Raw genomic sequence first — 11,454 nt, forward strand, 5'->3', positions numbered from 1 at the left:
GGTTCAGATCAGTTTCCTGTCGCGTGCGGCGATAACAGCCTGCGTGCGGTTGCTGACGCCCAGCTTTTTACAGATCGACTTCACATGCATTTTCACCGTTGGCTCTGCCAAGGTCAGGGCCGCGCCGATGTCCCGGTTCGGCATGCCTTCGGCCAACAACTCCAACACCCCGAACTCCCGCTTTGACAGGCCGGTCCCGGACTCATCGCTGGTCGATTGGCGTTTTTCCACCAGTTCAATCGGCAGATAGCGCCCACCCCCCGCCATGAACCTGATCTCATTCGCCAGGTTCTTGAGTGACGCGGTCTTGAGCACGATCCCGGCCCCGCCCAGGGCCATCACCTCTTCCACGACACGTGGGCTGGGGCTGCTGGTCAGGATGCCGACAGGTTTGCCACCATTGTGCTCCAGAGCCTTGGACAGACCCGACAGACCGTCCATGCCCGGCATGTCCAGATCGACCAGCACCAGATCGAACGGCCCGCTTTTGTCAAGCTCGCGGACGGCACTCGGCAGATCCGGGACAGTCTCCACCGTGATGTCAGAGACACCGTTCAGATACAGCTGCAGCATCTCCAGGATCATCGCATGGTCATCGGCGATCAGAAGCCTGATCGTATCGGTCTGTTGTTCATTCATTTTTATGACCTTCGGCGCTTCGTGGTGTCTTTATCCGTTTGGGCAGGTATGTATCTTGCTCCGCTTGGGCATCAATGACCCTTGGCAGCTTTCGCATCAATATACAGCCTGACATTGCCATTAGGGAGAGGGTCATTCTGACAACGCCTCTATCATCTGATGCGTCTCATTCAGCGCCGCGGCCAGAGCATCACACAGCACCTCGGGAACGGCATGCGTGCTGTTCACACTCAGCTCGATGTCCCGCAATCGCTTTTCCACCAGTTGCAGGCCGGTCAGCCCGCTGGCCCCTGTGGCGGCATGCAGCCTGCGTCCGGTATCCGGCCCGACGCCTTCGGCCAAAAGGTCATCCAGCACCGACCGGGCCTCGGACAGGGCGCGTTGCATGAAGGTCCGGGTGCGATCCACGCCGATCTGTTCGAATAGATCGGCCGCCACTGTGGGATTGAGCGCAACTTTGGCCGCGGGCGGCGCGGCTGGCGCTGCCACCTTGAGCGGTGTGCCGTCCAGGATGCTGGCAAGCGTGCGGCTGAGTGTGTTCGGCTGGATCGGCTTTTCCAGAACACAGACCATGCCCGCCTGCAGACAGGCCGTGCGGATACGATCATCTGCATGGGCGGTCAGCCCAACCACCTTGCCGCTCCATGTCACGGCAGAGGCCGGATCACCGGCGCGCAGCCGTGTCGCCAGCTCAATCCCGTTCATCCGGGGCAGCGTCACATCCGTCAGAACCAGATCGACGCGGGCGGCAATGTCGTGGCGCGACAGCAGTGCGAGGGCTTCCGGCCCGCTGCCGACGGGCAGGGCCTCGGCCCCTGCGACCTGCAGCACGTGGGTCAGCCAGTCGCGGCTTGACGGGCTGTCTTCGACCAACAGGATCGTCCGCCCGGCCAGCGGGGACTGACCGGGGCTGCGGTCGGGAACCGCCGCCACGCTGGACCGCGTTTCGGCACGTGGCAGGCTGAAGGTCACAGTAAAGAGTGTGCCAATCACCCGGCCATCGCTGCCCGGCTCCAGTGCCGCGCCATCACGGCCACGATCCGCAATCTCGATCCGCCCGCCCAACTGGCGCAACGCGTGCGCCAGTACATTCAGCCCGGCCGAAGGGCGCTTGTCCGTCGTTGCAATTTGCGGGCCGGGGTCGTCCACCGGCAGACCAAGCGCCTCGGCCAGACGGGCGCGTTGTGCCGGTGGCAGGCCGCCGCCTTCATCCATCAACTCCAGCCGGATCCGCCAGATCTCGTCCCCCGTCTCATCGGCGACAAGGGCAGAACCAAGCGGCGTGCAGGACAGGTGCAGATCCACCCGCCCGCCGCCGTGGTTCACCGAATTGTCGATCAGGTTCTGGCACAGCGCGCGCACAAAGCGGATCGGCCCGTGCAGGGTCAGATCCTTGGGCGCATCGACGGTCAGAGAGACTTCGGTGGCACGGGCATTGGCGATGGGTTGCACCATCGCAATCAGGCTGGTCACTTCCTCGGCGATGCGGAAATCTTCGTCCGGCTGCCCGCCTTTCAGGTTCTGTTCGCCCCGGATCACGGCAAGAACATTGCTGATATGGTCAAGCGCAAGCTCGGCCGCCCGTCTTATTCCGCCGTCACCGCGATCAACCTGCCTGTCACCCTGTTGCCGCATCAGCGAATCGGAGGCGGCCAATAGCGATTGGATCGGCGTGCGCAAATCATGGGCGACCCGCATCAGCGTGGCCGACCGGGCGCGATTGCGCAGCCATGTGGATTCCTGATCGCTTTCGGAAAGGCGCAGCATGAACCCTTCGGCGCGGCCAAGCGGCACATGCACGACCTCGCCATCAAAGGTCTGATCGCCCTCTTGCCAGGTCGCAGCGATGCTGCCCGCCCGCCGCGCCCGCCCACACAGATCGGGCCAGTTGAACCGCGACAGCACTTCGGACTGCGCAATGTTCAGCCGCTGCGCCGACACATTCGCCAGAAGGATTTCGCCCTTCTGGTTGGCAAGCGCGACGGCACGCCTGTCGGTCACGATCACCCGCGCCAGTGCCTGCAGAATGGGGCGCACGGAATCGGCCAGATCCTTGCGGTTGCCTTGTGGCAAGGCCGGTCCGGTTTCTGTCTCCTGACTGTCTCTGTCGCGTCGGTGCGGCACCGTCGGATCTCCTTCTTTTCGCCTCGGGGCAGCGGATGATCGGCGTTCGAGCTCAGTATCCCCTCCAATTTGCGCGAATACCACCTTGATGGGCGGCACAGATGAAATCGTCTGTTTGGGCTCAGCCGGGGCCGCTGTGGGGCCTCTGGAAGATACATGTCTTATAACTTTAGTATGTATTCAATTTACATACTATTGGCTATAGTGTATCGCTTGACCCATACTTCCCGATGCCCCCCCTCCCCTTGGGCCCCAGACTGGAGCAAGCAATGTCGCAAAGCACTCTTCAAGCCGGCACAATCAATAATATCTCGATCCAAGCCCTGCCGGCGGACATCAAGCAATATGTAAAAACCGGCAATGATCTGATCGTGCAGATGAACAACGGCGAGTCGATCCGCATTCAAGGGTTCTACAACCCCGCCGCCAATGGCGAAGAGCATCTGGTCGTCCTTGCTGACGGTACGCTGGTGCGGCCCGTGCCGGATGCGGATCAGGCAGGCCTTGGCGCCGGTATGCTGGCGACAGACGAAATGATTGCGCTCGGCGCTGCGGGTCTGGGCGCGGGACTGATCGCAACAGGCGGCGGCGGTGGCACCGATCCGACCGACGGCACTGATCCGACGGATGGCACCGATCCGACCGACGGCACTGACCCAACCGACGGCACCGATCCGACCGACGGCACTGACCCGACGGATGGCACCGACCCGACCGATGGCACTGACCCGACGGACGGCACTGACCCGACGGACGGAACCGATCCAACCGATGGCACTGACCCGACGGATGGCACTGACCTGACGGACGGCACCGACCCGACCGACGGCACTGATCCGACGGATGGCACCGATCCGACGGATGGCACTGACCCGACGGATGGCACTGACCCGACCGACGGCACTGACCCGACCGACGGCACCGACCCGACCGATGGCACTGATCCGACGGATGGCACTGATCCGACGGATGGCACCGATCCGACCGACGGCACCGACCCGACCGATGGCACTGACCCGACCGACGGCACTGACCCGACGGATGGCACCGATCCGACGGATGGCACTGACCCGACCGACGGCACTGACCCGACGGATGGCACCGATCCGACCGACGGCACTGACCCGACGGATGGCACCGATCCGACCGACGGCACTGACCCGACGGATGGCACCGATCCGACCGACGGCACTGACCCGACGGATGGCACCGACCCGACCGACGGCACTGACCCGACCGACGGCACTGACCCGACGGACGGCACCGACCCGACGGATGGCACTGATCCGACGGATGGCACGGATGGGACGGATGGCACGGCCGGGTTGCTTGATCCGGTGCTGGCGGATGAGGGTTTGCTGGGGATTGTGACCGGCAATGACGGTCTTTTGGGTGACATCACCGGCTCGGATGGCCTGTTGGGCGATCTTGTCGGCGCGGATGGCCTGCTGGGCGGAATTGCCGGCGATCTGCTGGGCGTTCCTGTGCTGGGCGACGGTCCTGATTCCGAACAGGGGCTGCTTGATCCGGTGCTGGGTGATGACGGGTTGCTGGGCGACGTGACCGGCAATGACGGGGTGCTGGGCGACCTTACCGGCTCGGATGGCCTTGTGGGAGAGTTGACCGGCAATGACGGCCTGCTCGGGGCTGTGACCGGATCAGAGGGCCTGTTGGGCGAGTTGACCGGCACCGGCCTTCTGGGCAGCGGCGAGGGCGCGGGCTCCGGGGGCGGCCTGCTGGATGGTCTGCTCGGCGGCGATGACGGGCTGCTGGGCGGCTTGCTCGGGGGCGACGGCGGCCCGCTGGATGGCGTGACCGACACGGTCGGTGGTCTGCTCGGCGGGGATGACGGGTTGCTGGGCGGTCTGCTCGGTGGCGACGGCGGCCCGCTGGATGGCGTGACCGACACGGTCGGCGGTCTGCTCGGCGGGGATGACGGGTTGCTGGGCGGTCTGCTCGGGGGCGACGGCGGCCCGCTGGATGGCGTGACCGACACGCTCGGTGGTCTGCTCGGCGGCGATGACGGGCTGCTGGGCGGTCTGCTCGGCGGTGGTGATGGCGTGCTGGATCCGGTGGTGGCAGATGGGGGTCTGCTGGGTGATGTCACCGGCAACAGCGGGCTGTTGGGCGACGTGACCGGCTCCGACGGCGTGCTGGGCGATGTGATCGGCGATGACGGTCTGCTGGGGGATCTCACCGGATCTGACGGGCTGATCGGCGAGCTGACCGGCGCGGGCCTGCTGGGTGACGGTGGTGAGCCATCCGGAGGGCTGCTGGGGGGGCTTCTGGGCGGCGCAACCGGCGGATTGCTGGGCGGCGGCCTGCTGGGAGGCGGTCTGCTGGGAGGCGACGGCGGATTGCTGGGATCGGACGGCCTGCTGGGGGGGCTGGACGACACCACCGCCTGAACCACCCGGTCACACCACCGGGGCTCCCGCCGCTGCGGGAGCCCCACACCGCGCGGCCCCCACCAGGGGACCGCGCGTCTTGTATTGAAAAGGCACTCTGCTGCCCCGCAAAGCCATCTTGGCAGATCGGGAGTTAGCCTTTTTCTCTCGTTGGCTGTGAATCCGGAAGCCGGAGATCGTCCCGCAAGGCCACTTCGGCGACGGTCTGGTGGTCGATGATGATCTCGGACTCACAATGTGTTTCTGCGACCCCCCATTCCATGAAAGGGCAGCAGATGCTTTTGTTCGCCATACGAAATCCGGGGGGCGTGCGTGCAACAGGCTCGGCGTTGCAACGGATCAGCCCAGCCCTGAAAAAAAACTTGCACACTAGAAACTTTTGACTCGGAATATGTATAAAAAGTATGTAGTAGTACATACTAATGGCAGAGGTCATTATTTCCACTCCGAGGAGCCGGGATGTACAAACAACAGCACGATGCCCCGCTGCACAAATCCAGGGTCACCCGACATGTCCGACCCTTTGATGTGATCTTCGAAAAGGTCGACCATCAGCTGTCGCTCACTCCGCAGGAGCTGCTTTGCCCTAAAGGTCTTTGTGTCCTTTTGGGGGAGTTCGGGGCCTCTTCGCGGGTGATCTCGGAATGGGCGCGCAAGGTCGGCACCACGGTGATGATCATTGGCGACCATCCCCTTCCGATGGACTGGCTGCGGCGCTATGCGCCCCATCTCGACTTCATGCTGGTGGATGGCGACTATATGGATGACACCGAAGATACGGTGGATTTCTGCATGCAGGTGAGACGGGCGACGCCCGCTCTGCCGTTGATCCTGTTGTCGAGTGAAGTGCGCGGCCACGATTTGACCTGCGAGCGTATGACCGCCTGTGATGTGACCCTGAAAAACCCGGTGCAAAGTGCCGCGCTGACCCAGGGTGTGCAGGCCGCCTATCAGAACAACGCCTATTTCCTCTCCAGCCGATGCTGAACGGCGAGACGCGGCCCACTCCGCTCAGACACTGACGTGTTTGCCGTTCAGGCAACTGGCCGCAGGAGGAATCCTGCGGCCCTTTTTTGGTGGGGCGTGGCGGTCCGTAGGGCTGCGCTGTGTCGGAATTGATTAAATAGCAGGCGCTCGGCTGAGCTTTGCGTAAAATGCAGACGAAAGCTGCGATCAGAAGGCATTTGCCCAAGTCTTGCATTGCACAGATGCTGGCTCCGACTGCTTTTCGCTGTGACGGAGTTGAGACATGGCACGGCTTTCCATCATCGTTGTCGAGCGCGACCGGGAGCGCGCTTTGCGCATTGTCGATGGCCTCATGGCATCGGGTGATCATGCCATCACGGTCATTTCCGAAGAAACCGGCCTGGCGCGACGGATTGCCGAGCAAAAGCCGGATATCGTGCTGATCGACGTGGCCGACCCGTCACGCGATGTGCTGGAAGAGCTGGCGCTGGTCTCCGGCCCGATGGAACGGCCCGTTGCGATGTTTGTTGACCGGTCGGATGAACAACTGACCCGTGCCGCGATCGAGGCGGGTGTATCGGCCTATGTGGTGGACGGGTTGCAGCCGGAACGGATCAAGCCGGTGCTGGATGCCGCCATCGCGCGGTTTCACATGTTTCAGAAGATGCGCGCCGAACTGGCCGCCACCAAAGCCGCGCTGGAGGATCGCAAGATCATCGACCGCGCCAAGGCCATTCTGATGAAGGCGCGCGGGATTGACGAAGAGGCCGCCTATGCGCTGCTGCGCAAGACGGCGATGGATCAGAAACGCCGCGTGGCCGACATTGCGCAGCAACTGGTGATGGCGGCGGGGCTGCTGACATGAGCCTGACGACGCTGCGCCTTGGCTATGTGCCGCTGACCGATGCCGCGCCGCTGATCGTGGCGCAGGAGCTTGGCTTTGCGGCAGAGGAGGGGCTGGCCCTTGACCTGATCCGGGTGCAAAGCTGGGCGCAAAGCCGGGATTTGCTGGGCATGGGCACAATTGATGCGGCCCATATGCTGGTGCCGCTGCCGATTGCGCAAACGCTTGGGCTTGGCCCTGATTATCCCCGGTTTGATCTGGTGATGATGCTGTCTGTGGGCGGGCAGGCGATTGCGGTCAGCGCGGCGCTAGCCGATGCGATGCGCGGGCAGGGGCACGGGTTTGGCTTTGATGATCCTGTCGCCGCGCGGGATGCGCTGATGGCCGTGACCAAAGGCCAGTTGCGGGTGGGGGTGCCGTTTCCGTTCTCGACGCAGGCCGAACTGGTGCGGCGTTGGCTGGACGGCACCGATCTGGCCGCCGGGGTTACGATCCATACCGTACCGCCACCCTTGATGGCCGACGCGCTGGCAGCGGGTGAAGTGGATGCGTTCTGTGTCGGCGAGCCCTGGGCCTCTTATGCGGTGGAAACCGGGGTGGGAGCGCTTTTGCTGGCCGGGCGGGCGATCTGGGCCTCGCCGCCGGAAAAGGGGCTGGTGCTGACGCGCAACTTTACCGAGGCTCGGCCCGAAGAAACCGGGCGTTTGATGCGCGCGGTCTGGCGGGCTTGCCGCTGGCTCGACCGGCCTGACAATCGCGGGACAGCGGCGGAGATCCTGTCGCGGCCCGAGTATCTGAACCTGCCACCGGAACTGACGGAGCGCGGCCTGCTGGGCCGATTGCATGTCAGCGCGTCGGGGGAGGTCCGGCAATTTCCGGGCTTCATCCGGTTTCACGACGGGGCGGTGAACTTTCCCTGGCGCAGTCTGGCCGCCCTTTTGGCGCGGCGGATTGCAGGGGTGCACGGGCTGGACGTTGCCCGCGCGATGGAGCAGGCGACCGAGTGTTTCCGCACTGACCTGTACCGTCAGCACCTGCGCAGCGCCGGGGCAGATCTGCCCGGCGCTTCGGCCCGGATCGAGGGGGCAATGGCACATCCGACCGCGGTGGCTTCGGAAAAGGGACAGATGATTCTGGCCCCTGACGCCTTTTTTGACGGCGAAACCTTTGATCTGGCCTTTGCGCCGCGCTGAAGTTTTGAGCAAGGCTTGCGGGTCTTGCGCAAATGATATGCTGCAACCGCGATACTGCGATGCAGCACTTGACCAGCGCCCGCGCGACGGCACATCCTGAGATCAGGACGAAAGCAATGGCGCTTTTGACCTGCACGTTTTCCGCAAAGATGCGGTCCCCCCAAATGGCAACGCCGCCACCCATCCTGTCCTCTCGTCCGAGGCAGTGATCGAGGTGGCTTTTTGCCGTTCAGCCCAAGCCCGCCGCGCAGCCGCCGGCCCGGCCTTTGCCAGAGGACACGCCATATGACCCTGATCCAGCCCAATCGCCGCAGCTTTCTGAAATCCGCCGTCAGCGTTGCTGCCACCGCAGCCGCTGTGCGCCTTGCCTTGCCCGGTGGCGCATGGGCCGCGACGCCCACGCCCGAAGTGACCGGCTGCACGCTGGGCTATATCGCGCTGACCGATTCCGCGCCGCTGATCATCGCGTTTGAAAAGGGCTTTTACGCCAAACATGGCATGCCGGATGTGAAGGTGGAAAAGCAGGCCAGCTGGGGGGCCACGCGCGACAACATGGCGCTTGGCTCGGCATCGGGCGGAATTGACGGCGGCCATATCCTGCGCCCCAAGGTGCATCTGTATGCGACCGGCAAGGTGATGCAGAACAACCAGCCGCTGCCGATGTATACGCTGCTGAACCTGAACGAGGATTGTCAGGGCCTGTCCGTCGCACAGCCCTATGCCGAGACCGGTGTCGGACTGGACAGCGCCCCCTTGCGCGAGGTCTTTGCCGCCAAGCGCGCCGCCGGTCAGGAAATTCCGGTCGCCATGACCTTCCCCGGTGGCACCCATGATCTGTGGATGCGCTACTGGCTGGCGGCGGGCGGGATTGATCCGACCAAGGATGTTGACCTGATCGTGGTGCCGCCGCCGCAGATGGTGGCGAACATGAAGGTTGGCAACATGGAGGCCTTTTGTGTGGGCGAGCCGTGGAATGAACAGCTGGTTAATCAGGGCATCGGCTTTACCGCCGCCACCACCGGCGAGGTCTGGGCCAACCACCCCGAAAAGGTGCTGGGCATGCGCGCCGAATGGGTCGATGCGAACCCCAACGCCACCCTTGCCCTGATGATGGCGGTGATGGAGGCGCAGATCTGGTGCGAAGACGCCGCCAACAAGGATGAGATGGCCGAAATCATCGGCCGCCGACAATGGTACAACGTGCCGGTGGGCGACATCATCGGCCGCATCAAGGGAGAGGTAAATTATGGCAACGGCCGCACCGCATCGGACCCCGCCCTCGCCATGAAATTCTGGCGGGGTGGGGCCACCTCGTTCCCGTGGAAATCGCTGGATGCGTGGTTCATCACCGAAAACAAGCGGTGGGGCTATTTCCCCGGCGATCTGGACACCAAGGCCACCGTGGATGCCACCAACCGCAGCGACCTGTGGCTGCAGGCGGCAAAGGGCCTGGAGATCGACACCAGCAGCTTTGGCGACAGCCGTGGGGTAGAGACGTTCTTTGACGGCAAGACCTTCGATCCGGCTAACCCGGAGTCCTATCTCGACAGCCAGTCGATCAAGGCCATGGTGTAAGGGGGTGGGCATGTCTGTCGTCGCGTTGAAAAAAGCCCCGCCACCGGTCAAGCAAGCCCCGGCACAGGTGGTGCCGCTGCCGGTTGCCGCCAGATCGGGGCAATGGCTGCAGAAGTCCGTGGCATGGGTGGTCTCATCGGTGCTGCCGCCACTGGTGGTGCTGCTCGTGCTGCTGGCGATCTGGCAGATCGCCTTTTCCGGCCCCACTGCCGGGTTGCCGACCCCCACCAAGGTCTGGGCCGAAAGCAGCGAGCTGATCCTCGACCCGTTCTTTGTCTACGGCTCGCAGGACATCGGTCTTGGCTGGCGCGTGCTTACCTCGCTGGAGCGTGTGGCTTACGGCTTTGGCCTTGCAGCGATTGCCGGGGTGCTGATGGGGGCAGTCATCGGTCAATCAGCGCTGATGATGCGCGGGTTTGATCCGATCTTTCAGGTGCTGCGCACAGTGCCGCCCCTGGCCTGGCTGCCGATTTCGCTGGCGGCTTTCATGGACAGCCGCCCGAGCGCGATCTTTGTGATCTTCATCACCGCGATCTGGCCGATCATCATCAACACCGCCGCCGGGGTCCGGGCCATTCCGCAGGATTACCGCAATGTGGCCGCTGTCTTGCGGCTCAATCAGGTGGAGTTCTTCTGGAAGATCATGGTGCCCTCTGCTGCACCCTACATCTTTTCCGGCCTGCGCATCGGGGTTGGCCTGTCCTGGCTGGCCATCGTTGCCGCCGAGATGCTGACCGGCGGGGTGGGCATCGGGTTCTTCATCTGGGATGCGTGGAATTCGTCACGCCTGACCGACATCATCGTGGCGCTGATCTACATCGGAGTGACCGGCTTTGTGCTGGACCGTATGGTGGGCTGGCTTGGCGCCGTCATCTCACGGGGGACAGCGACATGACCATGGCACCCGCAAAATACCTGCACATCGACCGGGTCTGCAAATCCTTTACCAACGGGTCCAAGGTCACCGAGGTTCTGTCTGATATCCGCCTGACCATCGACAAGGGCGAATTTGTCTCGATCATTGGCCATTCCGGCTGCGGAAAGTCCACTTTGCTGAACCTGATCGCCGGGCTGACCGACGTGACCACCGGAGCGCTGAAGCTGGAAGGGCGCGAGGTCAACGCGCCGGGGCCGGAACGCGCCGTGGTGTTCCAGAACCACAGCCTGCTGCCCTGGCTGAGCGTGTATGACAACGTGAAGCTGGCGGTGAACAAGGTGTTTTCCGGCACCAAGTCGCGGGCCCAACGGCATGACTGGATCATGCAGAACCTTGATCTGGTGCAGATGACCCATGCCGCCGACAAGCGGCCGGGCGAGATCTCGGGTGGGATGCGGCAGCGCGTCGGCATCGCGCGGGCGCTGTCGATGGAGCCAAAAGTGCTGCTCTTGGATGAACCCTTTGGCGCGCTGGACGCGCTGACTCGGGCGCATCTGCAGGATGCGGTGATGGATATCCACGCCCGCCTTGGCAACACCATGATCATGATCACCCATGATGTGGATGAGGCCGTGCTGCTGGCCGACCGCATCGTGATGATGACCAACGGCCCGGCGGCAACGATCGGTGAGGTGCTGGAGGTTGGCATCCCCCGCCCGCGCGACCGCATCGCGCTGGCCAGCCAACCCGACTACGTCCGCGCCCGCGAAGCGGTGCTGCGGTTCCTGTATGAACGTCACCGCTTCGTCGAAGCGGCGGAGTAACCGA

9 protein-coding genes are annotated in these 11,454 nt (G+C 63.7%); 7 read left to right on the forward strand and 2 right to left on the reverse strand.

The window, feature by feature from the left end; all coding sequences use genetic code 11:
• Positions 1-3: 3 nt before the first annotated feature.
• Both D1012_RS19745 and D1012_RS19750 read right to left on the reverse strand, forming a co-directional pair.
• Positions 4-639 carry a response regulator transcription factor gene (locus D1012_RS19745; protein WP_118155849.1) on the reverse strand — a complete coding sequence of 212 codons (636 nt, stop codon included), beginning with the start codon at positions 637-639 and terminating at the stop codon, positions 4-6.
• A gap of 132 nt (positions 640-771) precedes the next feature.
• Positions 772-2,763, reverse strand: coding sequence for a hybrid sensor histidine kinase/response regulator (locus tag D1012_RS19750; RefSeq protein WP_147335751.1), 1,992 nt, complete (start codon positions 2,761-2,763; stop codon positions 772-774).
• Between the two features lie 269 nt (positions 2,764-3,032).
• Here D1012_RS19750 and D1012_RS23195 point away from each other — a divergent pair, with 269 nt between their 5' ends.
• From D1012_RS23195 to D1012_RS19790, 7 genes are all read left to right on the forward strand, one after another.
• Positions 3,033-5,171, forward strand: coding sequence for a BapA prefix-like domain-containing protein (locus D1012_RS23195; RefSeq protein WP_158569407.1), 2,139 nt, complete (start codon positions 3,033-3,035; stop codon positions 5,169-5,171).
• A gap of 459 nt (positions 5,172-5,630) precedes the next feature.
• Positions 5,631-6,158, forward strand: coding sequence for a hypothetical protein (locus D1012_RS19765; RefSeq protein ID WP_118155852.1), 528 nt, complete (start codon positions 5,631-5,633; stop codon positions 6,156-6,158).
• A 262-nt stretch (positions 6,159-6,420) separates the two neighbouring features.
• Positions 6,421-7,002, forward strand: a complete 582-nt coding sequence (locus D1012_RS19770) for an ANTAR domain-containing response regulator (protein WP_118155853.1) — start codon at positions 6,421-6,423, stop codon at positions 7,000-7,002.
• Positions 6,999-8,174 carry an ABC transporter substrate-binding protein gene (locus D1012_RS19775; RefSeq protein ID WP_118155854.1) on the forward strand — a complete coding sequence of 392 codons (1,176 nt, stop codon included), beginning with the start codon at positions 6,999-7,001 and terminating at the stop codon, positions 8,172-8,174. The genes D1012_RS19770 and D1012_RS19775 overlap by 4 nt, the downstream gene beginning before the upstream one ends.
• 285 nt (positions 8,175-8,459) lie before the next feature.
• The gene (locus D1012_RS19780; RefSeq protein ID WP_118155855.1) at positions 8,460-9,749 is read left to right on the forward strand and encodes a CmpA/NrtA family ABC transporter substrate-binding protein; all 1,290 of its coding nucleotides are present in this window, start codon (positions 8,460-8,462) and stop codon (positions 9,747-9,749) included.
• 10 nt (positions 9,750-9,759) lie between these two features.
• Entirely contained in the window at positions 9,760-10,644 is an 885-nt protein-coding gene (ntrB, locus tag D1012_RS19785) for a nitrate ABC transporter permease (protein ID WP_118155856.1), read from the forward strand.
• The gene (locus D1012_RS19790; protein WP_233517206.1) at positions 10,641-11,450 is read left to right on the forward strand and encodes an ABC transporter ATP-binding protein; all 810 of its coding nucleotides are present in this window, start codon (positions 10,641-10,643) and stop codon (positions 11,448-11,450) included. The genes ntrB and D1012_RS19790 overlap by 4 nt, the downstream gene beginning before the upstream one ends.
• Positions 11,451-11,454 lie beyond the last annotated feature (4 nt).

It is taken from the genome of Pseudotabrizicola alkalilacus, assembly GCF_003443995.1.
Classification (GTDB): domain Bacteria; phylum Pseudomonadota; class Alphaproteobacteria; order Rhodobacterales; family Rhodobacteraceae; genus Pseudotabrizicola; species Pseudotabrizicola alkalilacus.

What these genes read in the sequence shown, in the direction of transcription:
- D1012_RS19745 (WP_118155849.1), bottom strand. Translation starts at nt 639, where the DNA reads ATGAATGAACAACAGACCGATACGATCAGGCTTCTGATCGCCGATGAC.
- D1012_RS19780 (WP_118155855.1), top strand. Translation starts at nt 8,460, where the DNA reads ATGACCCTGATCCAGCCCAATCGCCGCAGCTTTCTGAAATCCGCCGTC.
- D1012_RS19790 (WP_233517206.1), top strand. Translation starts at nt 10,641, where the DNA reads ATGACCATGGCACCCGCAAAATACCTGCACATCGACCGGGTCTGCAAA.
- D1012_RS19775 (WP_118155854.1), top strand. Translation starts at nt 6,999, where the DNA reads ATGAGCCTGACGACGCTGCGCCTTGGCTATGTGCCGCTGACCGATGCC.
- D1012_RS23195 (WP_158569407.1), top strand. Translation starts at nt 3,033, where the DNA reads ATGTCGCAAAGCACTCTTCAAGCCGGCACAATCAATAATATCTCGATC.
- ntrB (WP_118155856.1), top strand. Translation starts at nt 9,760, where the DNA reads ATGTCTGTCGTCGCGTTGAAAAAAGCCCCGCCACCGGTCAAGCAAGCC.
- D1012_RS19770 (WP_118155853.1), top strand. Translation starts at nt 6,421, where the DNA reads ATGGCACGGCTTTCCATCATCGTTGTCGAGCGCGACCGGGAGCGCGCT.
- D1012_RS19765 (WP_118155852.1), top strand. Translation starts at nt 5,631, where the DNA reads ATGTACAAACAACAGCACGATGCCCCGCTGCACAAATCCAGGGTCACC.